This is a genomic window from Psychrobacillus sp. FSL K6-1415, assembly GCF_038003185.1.
GTDB classification, from domain to species: Bacteria; Bacillota; Bacilli; order Bacillales_A; family Planococcaceae; genus Psychrobacillus; species Psychrobacillus psychrodurans.
Window position 1 is genome coordinate 1,947,710 of the sequence record NZ_JBBOOQ010000001.1, and the last position, 17,295, is coordinate 1,965,004.

The 17,295-nt window shown below is 35.0% G+C and carries 18 protein-coding genes; 15 read left to right on the plus strand and 3 right to left on the minus strand.

The features are described 5' to 3' along the window. Nucleotides 1-700: 700 nt before the first annotated feature. From MKY60_RS09085 to msrB, 8 genes are all read left to right on the plus strand, one after another. Nucleotides 701-1,645, plus strand: a complete 945-nt coding sequence (locus MKY60_RS09085) for a thymidylate synthase (protein WP_340929562.1) — start codon at nucleotides 701-703, stop codon at nucleotides 1,643-1,645. 21 nt (nucleotides 1,646-1,666) lie between these two features. After that, a complete protein-coding gene (locus MKY60_RS09090; RefSeq protein ID WP_241599816.1) occupies nucleotides 1,667-2,158 on the plus strand; it encodes a dihydrofolate reductase in 492 nt (163 codons plus the stop codon). Further along, on the plus strand, nucleotides 2,121-2,894 hold the full coding sequence (locus MKY60_RS09095; protein WP_340929563.1) for a lysophospholipid acyltransferase family protein: 774 nt from the start codon (nucleotides 2,121-2,123) through the stop codon (nucleotides 2,892-2,894). The genes MKY60_RS09090 and MKY60_RS09095 overlap by 38 nt, the downstream gene beginning before the upstream one ends. Nucleotides 2,895-2,953: 59 nt before the next feature. Further along, nucleotides 2,954-3,793 (plus strand): DegV family protein, encoded by an 840-nt coding sequence (locus MKY60_RS09100; protein WP_340879553.1) that lies wholly within the window; start codon nucleotides 2,954-2,956, stop codon nucleotides 3,791-3,793. A gap of 128 nt (nucleotides 3,794-3,921) precedes the next feature. Next, the gene (locus tag MKY60_RS09105) at nucleotides 3,922-4,728 is read left to right on the plus strand and encodes a GDSL-type esterase/lipase family protein (RefSeq protein WP_340929564.1); all 807 of its coding nucleotides are present in this window, start codon (nucleotides 3,922-3,924) and stop codon (nucleotides 4,726-4,728) included. 12 nt (nucleotides 4,729-4,740) lie between these two features. After that, the gene (locus tag MKY60_RS09110) at nucleotides 4,741-5,313 is read left to right on the plus strand and encodes a YpmS family protein (RefSeq protein WP_093494769.1); all 573 of its coding nucleotides are present in this window, start codon (nucleotides 4,741-4,743) and stop codon (nucleotides 5,311-5,313) included. A gap of 11 nt (nucleotides 5,314-5,324) precedes the next feature. Then, entirely contained in the window at nucleotides 5,325-5,846 is a 522-nt protein-coding gene (gene msrA / locus MKY60_RS09115) for a peptide-methionine (S)-S-oxide reductase MsrA (protein ID WP_340929565.1), read from the plus strand. After that, nucleotides 5,847-6,257, plus strand: a complete 411-nt coding sequence (msrB, locus tag MKY60_RS09120; RefSeq protein ID WP_093494771.1) for a peptide-methionine (R)-S-oxide reductase MsrB — start codon at nucleotides 5,847-5,849, stop codon at nucleotides 6,255-6,257. A gap of 635 nt (nucleotides 6,258-6,892) precedes the next feature. On the opposite strand, the gene MKY60_RS09125 is transcribed toward msrB, so the two are convergent. Beyond that, on the minus strand, nucleotides 6,893-8,758 hold the full coding sequence (locus tag MKY60_RS09125; RefSeq protein WP_340929566.1) for a methyl-accepting chemotaxis protein: 1,866 nt from the start codon (nucleotides 8,756-8,758) through the stop codon (nucleotides 6,893-6,895). 120 nt (nucleotides 8,759-8,878) lie between these two features. Between MKY60_RS09125 and MKY60_RS09130 the strand changes: the two genes are divergently transcribed. From MKY60_RS09130 to MKY60_RS09155, 6 genes are all read left to right on the plus strand, one after another. Further along, the gene (locus MKY60_RS09130; RefSeq protein ID WP_093494772.1) at nucleotides 8,879-9,100 is read left to right on the plus strand and encodes a YozE family protein; all 222 of its coding nucleotides are present in this window, start codon (nucleotides 8,879-8,881) and stop codon (nucleotides 9,098-9,100) included. A gap of 71 nt (nucleotides 9,101-9,171) precedes the next feature. Beyond that, entirely contained in the window at nucleotides 9,172-9,876 is a 705-nt protein-coding gene (deoD, locus tag MKY60_RS09135; RefSeq protein ID WP_090561451.1) for a purine-nucleoside phosphorylase, read from the plus strand. A 130-nt stretch (nucleotides 9,877-10,006) separates the two neighbouring features. Further along, a complete protein-coding gene (locus MKY60_RS09140; protein WP_241599821.1) occupies nucleotides 10,007-11,488 on the plus strand; it encodes a lmo1851 family serine protease in 1,482 nt (493 codons plus the stop codon). Between the two features lie 64 nt (nucleotides 11,489-11,552). Beyond that, complete coding sequence (locus MKY60_RS09145) at nucleotides 11,553-12,458, plus strand: CobW family GTP-binding protein (RefSeq protein ID WP_340929567.1); 906 nt, start codon at nucleotides 11,553-11,555, stop codon at nucleotides 12,456-12,458. Continuing rightward, a complete protein-coding gene (locus MKY60_RS09150) occupies nucleotides 12,451-12,711 on the plus strand; it encodes a hypothetical protein (protein WP_340929568.1) in 261 nt (86 codons plus the stop codon). The genes MKY60_RS09145 and MKY60_RS09150 overlap by 8 nt, the downstream gene beginning before the upstream one ends. 159 nt (nucleotides 12,712-12,870) lie before the next feature. After that, a complete protein-coding gene (locus MKY60_RS09155; RefSeq protein ID WP_340929570.1) occupies nucleotides 12,871-13,746 on the plus strand; it encodes a CAP domain-containing protein in 876 nt (291 codons plus the stop codon). A 176-nt stretch (nucleotides 13,747-13,922) separates the two neighbouring features. Here the strand turns inward: MKY60_RS09155 and MKY60_RS09160 are convergent, their stop codons facing one another. Beyond that, the gene (locus tag MKY60_RS09160; protein ID WP_241599824.1) at nucleotides 13,923-15,272 is read right to left on the minus strand and encodes an MATE family efflux transporter; all 1,350 of its coding nucleotides are present in this window, start codon (nucleotides 15,270-15,272) and stop codon (nucleotides 13,923-13,925) included. Nucleotides 15,273-15,319: 47 nt separating this feature from the next. Between MKY60_RS09160 and MKY60_RS09165 the strand changes: the two genes are divergently transcribed. Next, nucleotides 15,320-16,396 (plus strand): undecaprenyldiphospho-muramoylpentapeptide beta-N-acetylglucosaminyltransferase, encoded by a 1,077-nt coding sequence (locus MKY60_RS09165; RefSeq protein WP_093494777.1) that lies wholly within the window; start codon nucleotides 15,320-15,322, stop codon nucleotides 16,394-16,396. Between the two features lie 38 nt (nucleotides 16,397-16,434). Here the strand turns inward: MKY60_RS09165 and MKY60_RS09170 are convergent, their stop codons facing one another. Next, a complete protein-coding gene (locus MKY60_RS09170; RefSeq protein WP_093494778.1) occupies nucleotides 16,435-16,980 on the minus strand; it encodes a GNAT family N-acetyltransferase in 546 nt (181 codons plus the stop codon). Nucleotides 16,981-17,295 lie beyond the last annotated feature (315 nt).

The window sequence follows — 17,295 nt, forward strand, 5'->3', positions numbered from 1 at the left end:
GCAACTAGGGTTAACGGTGGAGGACAAAAACCAGTTCCTCCAGAGCAAACATTAAATGCGTTTTTAAAGTGCATGGGTCCAAAAATCCAACGTGCTATTGTTAAAACATATGGAAGCAGTCAGAATCGCACGTATCGCACTCACAGCGGTACTACACCTAAGCTATTAGATGTGACCAAACATCTTTTTTGCAGCAATCATGCAATCTCCTCAGCTGGGTGTAGAACCAAATACAGATCTTGGACAAGCTTATTAATACCTTACGAGAAAGAATGTTCAATTCCAGTTAGCGTATAAAGGGTTAATTGATATAACAGTTCGTAGTGGTCGACATAAAGCTACTTAAGTCACGCAGTATATGGAAATAACGAGTTTAAGTTCCAGTACGGATTGAATTAAGATTTAGTGCACAAAACATCGACAAATCCTGAAGAAGAACCAATTTGATACTACGTAGTTTTTCATTTGATAAAGTACAATTTACTTTTACCGCAAACATACCCAAAACAATATGTTATAATATACTAAAGTTATTAAGTAGTTAAAAATGTAATAGATAGAAAACGTTGATTTTTCTATGTCTAGTTATTAAAATTATATATATCGCTAAACGGATTGTGTTTTGGTCAATAAACACACCACCAAAATGGCTCTCTTAGTGAGAGCCTTTTTGTATGAAAAATGAAAAGAGGGATATGACATGGAGCAGTACCTTACTTTGTGCAAACATATTATTAAAAATGGCGTTGAAAAAGGAGATCGAACTGGAACTGGTACGAAAAGTGTCTTCGGCTATCAAATGCGGTTTGACTTATCAGAAGGTTTTCCCCTACTTACAACGAAAAAAACGGCATTCCGTTTAGTGGCAACCGAGCTACTATGGTTTATAAAAGGTGATACAAATGTGAAAACTCTTATTCAGGCAAATAATCATATTTGGGATGAGTGGGCATTTGAAAAATGGGTAAACAGTGAAGAATATACAGGTCCTGATATGACGAATTTTGGAGTGCGGGCAGCAAAAGACCCTGATTTTAAGGATGTTGTGCAGAAACAAATGGATATATTTTGTGAAAAAATCTTAACTGATGATGTATTTGCAGATAAGTTCGGTGACTTAGGTCCCGTTTACGGGCGTCAATGGAGATCCTGGCCGTCAAAGGATGGACAAACAATCGATCAATTACGAAATGTCATTGAGCAAATACAGAAAAATCCTGACTCTAGAAGACATATAATCACTGCATGGAACCCAGCAGAAGTAGATGAAATGGCTTTACCTCCATGTCACTCCTTTATGCAATTTTACGTGGCAAATGGGAAGCTATCCTGTCAGCTTTATCAACGGAGTGCGGATGTATTTTTGGGTGTTCCCTTTAACATTGCCTCTTATGCTTTATTAACTCATTTAATAGCAAAAGAATGCCAATTAGAAGTCGGAGAATTTGTCCATACTTTAGGGGACGCTCATTTATATATAAATCACATGGACCAGGTTACAACGCAATTAGAAAGAGACCCACGTGCATTGCCACAATTGTTATTAAATGACCAAAAAGAATCTATTTTTGATTTGGAAATAGATGACATTAAATTAGAAGGATATGATCCACATCCTCGAATTAAGGCACCAATTGCTGTTTAAATAAGTTAAAGGAGGAAGCATATGATATCACTTATTGTTGCACATGATCCTAACAGAGTTATCGGGTTTGAAAACAAAATGCCTTGGCATATACCAGGGGACCTTGCTTATTTTAAAGCACAGACTATGGACAAGGCGATGGTAATGGGGAGAAAAACTTTCGAATCAATTGGAAGAGTATTACCTGGCCGTAAAAATATTATTGTAACAAGGAATGCAGATTATCAAGTAGAAGGCGCGGAGGTAGTGACAGATTTAGCGAAAGCCATTGAAATAGCTACAGCCCACCATGAGGAAGTAATGGTAATTGGCGGTGAACAAATTTTTCGTGCGATTTTGCCAAAAGCGGATAGACTTTATATAACGTTTATTCAACAAACCTTTGAAGGAGATACCTATTTCCCATCATACAGTTATGATGAATGGGTGTTAGTAGACACAACTGCAGATATGCAAACTCCAGATGGTACTACGTATGTTTATTTGGTTTATGAAAGAAAGGTTAGTGAATAAGTTGTTTTCTTCTCTAAGAACTTTTGGTTTTTTATTTGGATATTTACCAGTTTCTTTACTTAAATATAAAAAAATAAAGGAACAAAAGAATATACTTTCAACTGAGCAATACGATCTACTTGTCCATAATGTACCAAAATTATGGGCAAGTGGAATTTTAAAAAGAACTAAAAGCCAGTTTACTTTAGAAGGAGAGGAATATCTTCCAAGTGGACCTGTGCTTTTTATTGCCAATCATGAAGGTAATTTCGATATTCCAAGCTTACTAGCTTATATTCCCAAGCCATTTGGGTTTATTTCAAAGATAGAAGTGAAAAAACTACCGATTATTTCGAAATGGATGGAAGAAATGAATTGTGTGTTCATAGATAGGTCAAATAGAAAGAGCGCTTATAAATCCATTGAAGATACAGCTACCCATTTACAGAATGGGCATTCTATTTTAATTTTTCCAGAAGGTACAAGAAGTAAGGGAAAAGAAATAGGTATTTTTAAATCTGGATTTGTCCGAATCGCAAAACAGGCGAGAGTTCCTATTGTTCCAATAGCGATATATGGGACTTCAAAAATTATGGAAAAAAATAATAATAAAATCTGTCCTGCAAACGTTCAAATTAGCATTTTACCTACATACACTATAGAGAGTATTGACCAAAATGATACAAAGAAAATTATAGAGGATTTACATACTTCTATTGCTAGAAAAATTGAAATGATTAGAACCACTAGCAAATAGTTTACAGAACAACAGTATTCTTCTTATAATAGTAGTAAGTAGGAAGGAAGGGATAGCATATGCCGAAAGTTCACATTGTAACTGACTCCACAGCGGACTTAACAACAGAATTGATTGAACAATACAATATAAATGTCATACCTTTAACCATTCAAATTGATGGCGAATCATTTATTGATGGGGTGGATATAAAAGCAGAAGAATTTTTAGAAAAAATGTCGATGGCTAAAGAATTACCAAAATCATCACAACCATCATCCGGGGTCTTTAAAGAATTATACGACGAGCTTGGAAAAGATGGTGATCAAGTTATTTCTATACATATGACTGGTGGTATGAGTGGAACCGTAAAATCGGCACAGGCTGCTGCCGAGATGACAGAATCAGATGTTACAGTAATTGATTCCAAATTTATTTCCTTCGCGTTATCTTTCCAAGTTGAGGAAGCAGCTAAAATGGCTTCAAATGGCGAGACAAAAGAAGCAATCATTCAAAAAGTAGAAGATATTCGCCAAAAGACTGATTTGTTTGTCGTTGTAGATACTTTGGATAATCTCGTTAAAGGTGGTAGAATTGGTAAAGGTAAAGCAATGCTTGGTTCTTTACTCTCTATTAAACCAATCGCAAGTTTAGCAGGTGGAGAGTATACACCAATTGCAAAAGTAAGAAGCCATAAACAAGTTGTCAATTACTTATTTGACCGATATATAGCAGATACAAAAGGAAAGGTTGTCAAAGCGGTTGGTATTTCTCATGCAAATGGATTTTCAATGGCTAAACCTTTGATGAACCTTATTAAGGAATCGGGTTTTCTTGACATCCAAGTTTCATTTACATCACCTGTTATAAGTACGCACACAGGACCTGGAGCTATTGGATTTATGTATACGACTGAATAGACAAAAGGCAGGCAGGGAGGAATACTTATCCCTGCTTTTGTTTTATCCAGATAGGCTAACCTAACAATCAGTGGGATGAAGGATCTCCAACTGGTTGAAGTTTCACTTTTTTAAAAAAGGGGTTTCTGATGAAATATTTATTAATAGTTATTAGCGTTATTTTTCTAGTTGGATGTAATTCCAATGACCTGGTGGAAGTTAGTTTTTCGGAAAAACAGGAGGTTCTTTTTGAGGATTATGTCATTCCTTTTAAGTTTTTTCCAAGAACAATAGAAGTTGTTGGACTTGGGGATTCTTTGACACAAGGAGTAGGAGATGAATTAAAGAGAGAAGGTTATTTAGGACGTCTGCAGCAACATTTTTCACAATATAAAGGAATAGAAGACGTTCCATTAACCAATACTGCAAAAAGAGGACGTAGAAGCGATCAACTTTTAAAGATGTTAAAGGATGGAGAAATTGACCACCAAATTCGAAAAGCCCATATCATTACCTTAACTATTGGTGGGAATGACATTATGAAAGTTGTTAAGAAAGACTTGTTTAATCTTAAAGTAGAGGCTTTTGAAAAAGAATTAGGTAAATTTGAAAGGAACTATGATCAAATTATTCAGGAGATTCGGGAGATTAATAGTACTGCTCCGATTATCATAATGGGTTTATATAATCCTATTACAATTGTCACAGATGAAAAAAGTGAGTTTGACTTCATTTTAAATGATTGGAATGAAACCATACAGGAGATTGCTTATAGTGATAGCAATGCTTGTTATGTGCCGATCGACCATCTTTTCGTAACTAATACTAATTTGGTTTACCACACTGATTTCTTCCATCCAAACAGTAAAGGTTATCAACTTGTGATTGAAGAAATAATTAGTTCTATGCAAGAATGTGGTTTAATAGATGCGGATAGTAGGGAATTGTTGTTTTAAGGAGTTGATGGATTGAATAAATGGAAAATTGCATTTTTTATATTAGTAATAATTATTATCGGTAGTATTGGAACCTTCGTTTATTGGATAACAACTCCTGTAGAATCCGTTTGGATAGAGGAAGCTAACACGCCTCCAGAAGGGAATGTGTTAACTGTAAATGCAACAAAAGAGGATTTTCAAGCTATTGCAAATTCTTATATAAAAAAAGAGATAGGTGGAAAGCCTCTCCCACTTCAACTTACAGTTGATGATCAAATTGTTTTATCGTCAGAGTTTACTGTTTTTTCTATAAATTTGCCAGTAAAAATGTTTTTTGAACCATATGTAGAAGAGAACGGGAATATTCGATTAGAGCAATCATCCGTTGAAATTGGACCACAAAAAATGGAGCCTGAAATGATTTTAAAGCTATTGAGAGATTCAGTTGAACTTCCAAAATGGATGGTTGTAAACCCAGCAGAAGAAGAGGTCCTTATTCAGTTGTCAGATATTCCGATGACCTCAGGTGTTCATGTCCGAGCAAAAGAGTTGAATTTAGCAGAGGATATCATTACGCTTGAAATTGTAATACCAACAGAATAGGGGGCGAAACAATGGAAAAAGCAACTTTTGCAGGCGGCTGTTTTTGGTGTATGGTAAAGCCTTTTGATTCGTACGGTGGAATTGAAAAAGTGGTTTCTGGATATACGGGTGGACATGTACCTAATCCAACATACGAACAGGTTTGCTCCAATGCAACGGGACATTACGAAGCAGTACAAATCACTTTTGATCCAGCTGTATTTTCATATGATCGTTTATTAGAAATTTTTTGGCTCAATATAGATCCAACAGATGATAATGGCCAATTTTTTGACCGTGGTTCTTCTTATCAAACGGCCATTTTTTATCATACAGAAGAGCAAAAAGAAAAAGCAATCGCCTCAAAGGATGCTTTAGATGCATCTGGCAGATTTAATGTTAAAATTGCTGTGAAAATACTACCGGCCGCTGAGTTTTATCCTGCGGAGGATTATCATCAAGATTATTATAAGAAAAACCCAGGCCACTATAATCGTTATTTCACGGGATCTGGTAGAGCTGCGTTTGTTGAAAGAATGAAGGAGGGGCAATAAATGAAAGAGAACTTAACTGAAATGCAATTTTATGTTACACAACAAAATGGTACAGAACCACCGTTCCAAGGTGAGTATGATAAGCATTTTGATGAGGGAATATACGTAGATGTAGTATCTGGTAAACCTTTATTTCATTCAAAAGATAAATATGATGCTGGTTGCGGTTGGCCAAGTTTTACTCGTCCAATTGAGGAGCATGAGGTTTTAGAAAAATTTGATGATAGCCATGGTATGAGACGTGTTGAAGTACGAAGCAAAACAGCGGACTCTCATCTAGGCCACGTATTCCCAGATGGACCTAAGGAAGAAACAGGACTGCGCTATTGTATCAATTCCGCGGCACTACGTTTTGTACCTAAAGATAAATTGGAAGAAGAAGGCTATGAAGAGTATATCAAAATGTTCTAATAGCTAATCGAGCGAACAATGGGTTTAGAGCACCACGAAAGAAAGTATATTTTCTTTTATATCTGTGGATATAAAGAGAAATCACTAAATTAATAAAAGAAGTAGCTCACGAAATTGTATATTCGTGAGCTTTCTCTATCAATTCTTTCATTATACAAAATGTAATAATTCAGTTACTAAAGATGTAGAAGTGCGTCGGACAAACAACTCCTATAAAATTACCACCATCTCTCGGAAACGATAGATGGAAGTACTGATCGAAAGGGCGCTTGCCGATTTTTTATTTTGTAAAATATTATAGAGCTTTTCAATTGAAAAATTCCTTTGTGATTATGTTACGTTACTTGCTTTGGCATAACGAATACTTGCGCTTTAAGTGAATTTACTTGCTGTACTCTTCGTATACTTGCCCTCACACTTACTTTACTTGCTCTTAAGGGCAATTTACTTGCGAATCGGGAAAATTATCCATCAATTATTGTAATTCACTCAAAATTCATGCGAAAAACATAATTTTAAAGGATGTATTTCCTTGGATCTTCGTGCGAGAGTCTTCAAAAGTACTTGTTAAATATGCGATAAAAAATGGTTGGTCATGACGAAAGTCATAACCAACCATTTTATGATGATAGATTTTATAGTTTAAACTCATTTACTACCTTACTTAATTCATCCGCTTGGTGGGATAATTCTACAGCAGACGCATTAATTTCTTGCATTGCAGCAGATCCTTGTTCTGCAGCAGCAGCAGAAGTTTCGGTGTTAGAAGCTGTATTCTCTGCAATTTGAGTTACTTCTATAAACGATGCGGCAACTTCCTGACTAAAGTTTAGCGTTTCTTCAATCTGTTTCACCATCTTATCAATAATAGAAATCGTTTCATTTGTTTGATTCATGATTTGGTCAAGAGAAGCATTCGTTTCATTTGCAACTTCCACTCCTCGTATTACACTTTCGACACCCTCGTGATTTTGTTTAACAATTGAAGTAACTTCTGACTGTATTGAAGTAACAATCCCTGTAACTTCTTTTGCTGCTTTCTGGGATTGTTCTGCCAGTTTTCTTACCTCATCTGCAACTACTGCAAAACCTCTACCATGTTCACCAGCACGAGCAGCTTCGATAGCAGCATTTAAAGCTAGTAAATTCGTTTGCTCTGCAATAGCTGTAATTGTTTTGATGATTGAGGTAATTTCAGTTGATTTGGTCCCAAGTGATTCAACAGTTTGAGTAGTATTTGCCATTGTTTCTTCGATACTCATCATGACATTTGAAGAATGCTGTACAGATTCTCCACCTTTTTGGGCTGCCTCAATCATATGGTCCGTAGCTTCTTTCACTGATTGTGCGTCATTGTTTAAGTATCTTGTTGCTTCTTCTAATGAATTCATTTTTTGTATTGCTTCTGTCATGCTTCGTAATGTTTGATCACTTCCAGCAGCAATTTCATTCGTAGAATCAGCGATAGATTGTATTGTTAAAGCTGTTTCATCTGATGATGCCATCAATTCTTGACCACTGGCAGAAACATTCACTGTAAGTTCTCTGACTCTTCTTACAAGATCGGCAATTGATGTTATCAGGATATTTGTACTATTCGCAATCTCTGAAAATTCATCTTTAGATCTTACTTTCACTCGTCTCGTCAGATCACCACCAGCTTGTGCGATATCTAAGATGGATCGGTTAATAGCATTCGTACTGCGTTTAATCGAAAAGAACAAGAAAATACCGAAAGATAAGGTTAGAACTACAGAGAAAACAGTTAGTGCTATAAATATCATTAGAGATGTGTTATTCTCTTTTTTCAATAAAGCAATCTGATTTGCATTATTCTTTTCAAGAAGTTCATTCATTGCAGCGATATGTACATCAACATAATTCATGGCAGTTTTACCGTTGCCAGTATTCACTAACTTTTGTGCTGACTCTATACCTTTTTCATCACGAATGCTGATAACTCGGTCAGAATATTGTAAATAAGTTGTAAAAAATTGGTCAATAGATTGTATTTTCTGTAACTCTTCTGGACGATTTTCGTATGTTTTGTATAGTTCTTTTATGTTTGTAATAGTTGAATCTTTATATTTTCTATAGCTTGCCATATAATTACTCTTACCAGTTATAATATAACTTTGTTCTGCATTAGCAAGCTGTGCAATCTCAGTTGCAATTTGATTTACCATCATCTGTTCTTTAATGTCCACATTAGTGAACTTCTCTAATGCTTGTTGAGCAGAAAACATTTTTGTAGACGTTAGGACGAGCATCGATATTAAAACAACAATAAGAACTGTAAAAATTATAAGAACTCGACCACGAATCGAATGCAGAAAATTTGCCTTGGCGGTACGGTTTAGATTTAGCTTTTTATCCTCCTTCTTAGACTTCTTAAATAGGAAGATAGGTTTGCTTCTTTTAGTTTTTCCTTCGTTCTTTTTACGGGTCTTTATTTTTGGGAAATTCATTGATTTTAAGTTTCTTGCAAAGTTTTTTCTCAACCATATCAATCCTTTCAATATGTCAAACTATTAACATTTTTAAGTTTACTTGTTTTAGTTTGAATTATCTACACTTTTTTGATTTTTATAAGTCTTCATGACTAAAGGAGGGTTATTTTTATGCGACAATCGTTTTATTTGTTTACTTTAAAATTCCGGGGAGGTCAAAAGGAAGATGAAAAGGTAAAATTCGCCAATAGTATGTTTAACCATCACGATTTTCCAAAGGCGGAAACTTCTTTTGATAAAATATCGTTATATATTGAGGAGCTTGCTGACCCGAATATGCCTGCAACGGTCTTTGATGAAATATGGGAGTATTATATAGAAGATTCAAAGTAGGTAGTTCATTGCAATTGAAGGAAAAAAACGGTATCATTAAGCCGAAACGTATAAGAAATGAGGTTATTTAAATGAGTATTCATATTAGTGCAAAAAAAGGTGAAATTGCAGACACAATCTTACTTCCAGGAGATCCATTACGCGCAAAGTATATTGCTGAAACATTTTTAGAGGATGTAGTTCAATATAATGAGGTTCGTAATATGTTCGGATATACAGGGACATATAAAGGAAAAAGAATTTCTGTACAAGGTACGGGAATGGGTGTACCTTCTATATCTATTTATGTTCATGAATTAATGAATGACTACGATGTACAAAAATTAATCCGTGTAGGAACTTGTGGAGCAATCCAAAAAGATGTAAAAGTTCGTGACGTAATTCTTGCTCAAAGTGCATCAACTGACTCTACATTAAATAAAGTGTTGTTGGATGATATTAGTTATGCACCAACAGCTGACTTTGACCTTTTATACAAAGCGTATAATGCAGGTAAAGAAGCTGGTCTAAACTTAAAAGTAGGTAACGTATTTACAGCAGATTTATTCTACAATGAAAACGCTCAAAATGAGAAATGGGCTGACTATGGTGTCCTTGCTGTAGAAATGGAATCAGCAGCTCTATATACACTTGCTGCGAAATTCGGTCGTCAAGCATTAGCTGTTTTAACAGTTAGTGATCATATAATCACAGGAGAAGCAACTTCTTCTGAGGAACGTCAAACAACGTTTAATGATATGATTGTTGTTGCATTAGAAGCAGCAATTCAAGACTAAGAATATGATAACAATTAAAAATAGACTGTCATATATATGACAGTCTATTTTTAAAATGAAACTATGTCTTAAAGTATTAAATACTACATATCATATTAAGGAAAGTTTTTTCTGAAAAGGGTGAAAGAATTTGGACGATCAAAAACAAAATAATGAAGAAGACATTACTGAGGTAAAACCAGCATCCAAATATATAAAAATGAAACCATTTGTTTTCCTATTGAGTATTTTTGCCCTAATAGTAGCAACAGCAACAATTACTATGATTGTTTTAACATGGGGAGACGAAAAAGTCGTTAACATCAATACAGCTAATCAAGCTGAGCGTTCTGAGTTTTCTAAATTGTATTTGGCCTATGATAAATTAGAGGAAGAATACTATAAAGAAGTGGATGAAGATGCGGTGATCAATGGCGCAATTAACGGGATGATCGATGCACTAGAAGATCCATATTCTGATTATATGAATCGAGACGAGGCATCACAGTTCAATGAAAATATTTCGTCTAGTTTTCAAGGTATAGGTGCAGAGATACAAGAAAAAGATGGTTATATTAACATTGTGTCACCTATCAAAAACTCACCTGCTGAAAAAGCTGGTTTGATGCCAAATGATAAAGTCTTGGCGGTAGATGGTAAAGATATTAAAGGATATAGTGCGTCGGAGGCAGTATTGCTTATTCGAGGTAGTAAGGGAACAGAAGTAACATTGTCTATACAAAGAGGTACTAATGCTCAAATGGAAGTAACAATTGTACGTGACGATATTCCGATTGAAACTGTTTATGCAGAAATGTTAGATGATCAAGTGGCACATATTATTATATCCAGCTTTTCTACAAACACATATGATGAATTGCTGACAGCAATTGACTCCATGGAGGAAGAGGGCATGAAAGCACTAGTACTTGATGTTCGTCAAAATCCTGGTGGCTTACTATCTTCTGCTATTGATATTTCTAATCTATTTGTAGAAGAAGGTAAAAACCTACTGCAAATTGAAATTCAGGGCGATAAAGAAGTTACAGTTGCTACGCCTGGGTCACGTGTTAAAGTTCCTGTTACACTAATCATTGATGAGGGTAGTGCATCTGCATCAGAAATTCTTGCTGGTGCATTAAGTGAATCAGCAAATGTACCGTTAGTAGGTTTAAATTCCTTTGGTAAAGGGACTGTTCAAACAGTAAATGATTTACCAGACGGTTCCAATATTAAAATTACAACTGCTAAATGGTTAACACCTGATGGAAACTGGATTCATGACGTAGGGATTCTTCCTGATCATGTAGTTGAATATCCATCTTATGCAATGTTACCTCCTTTAGATACAGCTATAACGTTGAAAAAAAACCAATCGTCCGAAGCTGTTCAAACTGCAGAGGAAATGTTAAAAGCAGTAGGATATGATGTAGGAGTAGTTGACGGGAACTTTGACGAACAGATGAATACTGCTGTGAAGAAGTTCCAATCAGACAACAAACTTGCTGTATCAGGTGATATAGATGGAGAAACATCTTTCCTATTGATGGATCAGCTAAGAGCGAAAATCTTAGAAGAGGATCCACAGTTAATAAAAGCGCAGGAAATTGCAACAGATTTGATAAACAAATAAATCGTTGAATAAGAGCTGACCTTTACGGTCAGCTTTTTCAACGATATTAAGGGAGTTAAAGAATATGAAAGATGTATATTTACTAAGTGGCTTTTTAGGGAGTGGGAAAACTTCTTTATTATCTCATTTAATAGAACAACTGAAAGCAGAAGGACTAAAACCTGCTGTTATTATGAATGAATTAGGGAAATTACCTTTTGATAGTAAATCCGTGGATGAAGACGTACCTATTAAAGAAATGCTAGAAGGCTGTATTTGCTGCACTGGTGCTGAAAAAATGGAAGCACAATTACAAATGTTATTAGAAGGTGAAGAATTCGATGTACTATTAATCGAAACAACTGGTGCGGCTCATCCTGTAGAAGCTATGGATGCAGTTTTATCCCCATATTTTGCAAGTAGGCTGAATATGAAGGGTATTATTACAGTAGCAGATTGTAAAAGATGGATAGATAGAGATAAAATGACCCCTCAAACACGCATGTTATTTATGGAGCAAATTAAACATGCGCATTTAATAGTAGCAAATAAGGTTGATCTTCTTTCTGACAACGAAATAGCTTTGGTGACATTGCAAATTCAGGGGTTAAATAGTCACGCTCCTATTATTCAGACATCTAATGCCAAATTACCTTTAAAAATGATTACAAACCTAGAAGCCACATATTTTAGTCAAGAAATACAACAAGCGGCAATAGGGAAACAGCTATCCTTGTCTTCGCGATTACACACATTTACAGAGCTAGTAAACAAGGATGAATTTGAAAAGTGGGTAAAGGAACTTCCAGATACTATTTATCGTATGAAGGGCTATGTACCGTTAAAAGGTCATAAAAATCCTTTTCTATTTCAATATGCATACGGGATGGTGCAGTGGCTTCCTGAATACATTAAAATGCATCCACAGATTGTTATTATAGGTGATCAAGTAGAATCTATCACTATCATAGGAAGCGCTCAAAATGATTAAAGCGTTTCAATTACTTTATCAAAACCGTCAGTCAGTTAGTTCAATAAAGACAGAAGAAGAGCTCAGAGCCATCATTCATTCTGAGTTATTAGATGAATATACTCACCCAAGAGCTAGATTGTCGATTCAAAAAAAATATAGTATGGCATTAGAACGGATTGAAAATAGTAAGCTATCCAACAAGCAGCAGCAAGCGATGGTTGAACTATATAAAGAGGAATTAATAAAACTGTCAACCGAAGATAAAAGCTAATATTTTAGCAAAGTGGTTATGTTATCCAAAATTCTTTGCTAGATTTATAGATTTTAAAGATAAAAAGATTCAATTGGTTTTGTTGGAATATTTTATGTGAAAATTTCATTCTATTTTGTGTTTACAATAGGGGAGCACAAAAGAAGGAGGAAATGAAACATGAATAAAAAACATATGATTATGGCTGGAATTTTAGCTAGTGGATTATTAATCTCAACCAATACAGCTAACGCATCTATGAATACTGCGTTTTCACCAACTACTTCCGAGGCAAAGACATCCGTTACCTACAAATGGGACGCTCCAAAAAGCTTTTCCTATAATGTAAAATGGAAATACAATACGCAATTATCATTTGCAAAGCTTCTAACTATTGTCAACCAAGTAGAGAAACCAGCAGTAATAGATAAAGAAAATGACCAACAAAAAGAAGAAACAACTCCAATACCTGAAGTTGAAAAACCAATGGAATCAGAAAAAAAACCAGAAGTGGTAACTCCAACTAAGCCAGTTGAAGAAAAACCAGTTGTAAAAGAACCAGAAACACCAGTTCAAGAAAAACCAGTAGTAAAAGAACCAGAAGCGCCAGTAAAAGAAAATGTTGAAAAAGAACCAGTTGTAAAAGAGCCATCAACTGAAGCAAAAGATGAGGTTAAAGTTACTTCTGAAATTCAACAGGTTGTCGACTTAACGAACAAAGAACGTGCTAAGGCAGGATTAAAAGCACTTCAAATTGATACAAAACTAACTCAGTCAGCCCAAGCAAAATCTCAAGATATGAAAAATAAAAACTATTTTTCTCATACAAGCCCAACTTATGGATCACCTTTTGATCAAATGAAGTCAATGGGAGTTACGTATAAATCTGCAGCAGAAAACATTGCGATGGGTCAACGTAGCCCAGCTGAAGTTGTAGATGCATGGATGAAATCTCCAGGACATAAAGCTAATATTATGAATGGTTCATTTACACATATCGGAGTAGGTTTATCTAATAGTGGATATTATTGGACACAACAATTCATCAGTAAATAATTAACAAAAAAACGACGCAGATTAATTTTGCGTCGTTTTTTACTATTGCGATTATTAGTCATCACTTTTGAAATAATTCACTCCTAATTTTCTACGATAACTAGGGTGTGCGCCTCCCAAGTAGCGGCAGCGCACATCCGTAGTATCTAATCGTTTCGATTGCTGTGAAGTCATTTTTACTGCTTCTTCATTTTTTTCTGTAAATAAATAAGTCGTGAGGTTAGTGTTATTGCTCCAATAGACAATCCTACAATTAATCCGATCCAATATCCAAAGCGCTCAAATGAAGTGTAGTTGGCTAGGATATATCCAGTTGGCAAACCAATTATCCAATAGGAAATGATAGCCATGATAAATGTCATCGTAACATCTTTATAACCTCGCAATGCCCCTTGAACTGGAGCTTGAACTGCATCAGATAATTGGAACAGTGCAGCAAAGAAGAAAAATTGAACTGTTAATTCGATAACATACCGATCATCTGTATAAACAGAAGCAATTTGCTCTCTAAATAATAATAATATAGAAATGGAAAGTAGACTAAAGCATATTGCTGTTATTACACTCAACCAACTATAGGTCTGTGCTTCTGAGAATCGTTTAGCGCCAATTTCATGCCCTACTAATATCGTAGCACCCATTGCAATGCTAAGAGGCACCATGTAAAGCAGAGATGTGAAATTCATGGCTATTTGGTGAGCTGAAATAACTTGAGTTGAATATACACTCATCAATATTGTGACAGCTGAAAATATAGTTGTTTCTGCAAAAAGCGATATTCCAATTGGAACTCCAATTTTCATCAGTGTACGTATTTTCACTAAAGACGGCTTGGTCCAACCGTGAAAAATTTTTAAATTCGCAAATGGATTACTGCGAAGAACGATAATAATTGCTATAAGTAATATTAGCCAGTAAGTAATCGCAGAGGCTAGTCCCGCTCCGACCCCGCCTAATTCTGGAAAGCCCAGTTTTCCGTATATAAGCAAGTAGTTTAAAGCAATGTTAATCGGCGCGGATATCAGGGTGATTAACATGGAGACTCTCGTCTTACCTAAAGCATCGATAAAAGAACGTAAGACACTATATAAAAATAATGGGGCAAGACCGATACTCAGCATTAACAAATAATTCTTTGCCACGATGCGTACACTATCTTCAAGAGGTATTAAATTTAATATTGGGTCAATGAGCAGGAAAATACCTAAAAATACAATAATAGCTAGTACTATTCCAATATAAAAACCTTGCTGTACAAAGGTACGTACATCTTTCTTCTTTTTTGCTCCTATTAATTGTGCTACAATGGGCGTAATGCCTATTAATATACCGGTTAGGGCGGTATATACAGGTACCCATAAAGAAGAACCTATAGAAACACCAGCTAAATGGGCAATACTATATTTACTTGTCATTAAAATATCAAAGAAGGTCATTAAATAGAGTGCAATTTGTGTGATTAGTATGGGCAAGACGATCTTAATCATATACTTACTTTTTTCTGGTAGAGTTCTCATTTCGTGCATGTTGGCATACATCCTTTTAAGTTATAAAATTAGTTAGGAGATTATTAATGAATAATAACACAATAGTATTAACCGGTGGGGGAACGGCCGGTCATGTTTCGTTAAATGAAGCTATAATACCCGAGTTAATAAAGAAAAAATATAATATCCATTATATTGGATCGTATAATGGAATAGAAAAAACAATCATTGGAGAACGATTTCCAGAAATACCTTATCATCCTATTTCTAATGGGAAGTTAAGAAGGTATTTTTCACTGAAAAATCTTTCTGATCCATTTAAAGTCTTGTATGGTACATTACAGGCTTTATCAGTATTGAAAAAAGTCAAACCCTCTATTGTATTTTCGAAAGGTGGTTTTGTATCTGTACCTGTTGTGCTTGCTGCTAAATTGGCGAATATACCAGTTGTGATTCATGAATCAGATCTAACACCAGGGCTAGCGAACAAAATTGCTTCTTCTTTTGCTGAACATATTTTCACTGTTTTTGAGGAGACAATAAGACACTTACCTGAGAACAAAGCATCTTCGATAGGGGCAATACTACGACCTGATTTATTTCAAGGTAACGACAAAATTGCAGAACAATTAACTGGATTTGATGCAACGAAAGAAACAATTATAATTATGGGTGGTAGTCAAGGTTCAGCTAAGATAAATGATGTCATTAAGCAGAATATAGATCAACTTACTCGCAGATTTCAACTTATCCATTTATGTGGTAAAGGAAACAAAGATGAGTTATTAGTTGGAAAACCAAATTATATTGCATTTGAATATGTTACAAATGAATTACCTCATTTGATGAAACTGTCCGATTATGTAATTAGCCGGGCTGGATCAAACTCTATTTTCGAATTTCTAGAATTGAAAAAACCTATGTTACTTATTCCGTTATCAATTCAGGCAAGTAGAGGGGATCAAGTGTTGAACGCAAGATACTTTGAGAAAAAAGGTTTTGCAAATGTACTTGAAGAAGAAAATCTTACACCCACTACTTTTATGGATTCTATAAATCATATGGTTAACAATAAGGAAGAAATGATTGATCGGATGTTCGAGACTAACGCTTCAAAAACACCCGAGCAGTTCGTTGAATTATTACTAACTTACAAAAAGTAAAAAATTCCCGTCACTATTTAAAGTGACGGGATTTTTTTTTACATTGCCTGTTCCTCTTCGTTTTCTTGTTGCATTAGGACTAAGTGGAACAAGTCTTTTGGTATATAGTATAGATCAAATGCTTCTTCTAAGGCGTTTATTTCTGCATAGATAGAAGGATGTGATTCATTTGCTTTTAATGCATATCTAAGTTTTTCCGTGGCACGTATACTTTTCGCATTGTTTTTGCGAATTCGTAAAAAAACTGTATGGATATCTAAATCAAAGAAAAGTTCCTGTAAAAATTGTTCTTTAGCTTTTTTATTGTATCCCAGACCTTGAAAAGGGCAGCCAATCCAAGTGCCTAAAAATCCTGCACCATCTTCTACATCAAACAGATTAATTGTTCCGATTGGTTGACCAAAGTCGCTAACAATTGTTCGAGAAATAACAGTTCCTTTTTCTTCTTCTTCCATTAACTGTTTCGTCACAAACCAATACTCATCTGCCGAACTAGCTTTATGACGTACGAAAGGCAAAATAGTTGGTTCTGACATTAGTTCATAAAGAGATGTACATTCGAATAAATCCCGTTTTTTTATCAAAAAAAGCGCCCCCTAAAAAGAACCAATAAATGAGCAGAGTCATCCTAGTTCCCCTGAAATTTTTCACTTCATCGTGCATAAAAAATTTCGGGGTAGGAATCGAACCTACTAGGACCAGCTCAAAACTGGTGGCGCACCATTTGCCTTCCCTCGGCAAAGCGAACTTTGCCTTATAAAATTATTTGCATTAATAATATACTTTGTTTTTTCTATTTTGCATAGTAGAAAGTATTTTAAAAATAATTAAACTTTTGGAAAAAATATTATCTAAAAATATATGTTAAATACTTGTATGTTTCTTCTTAAATACATATG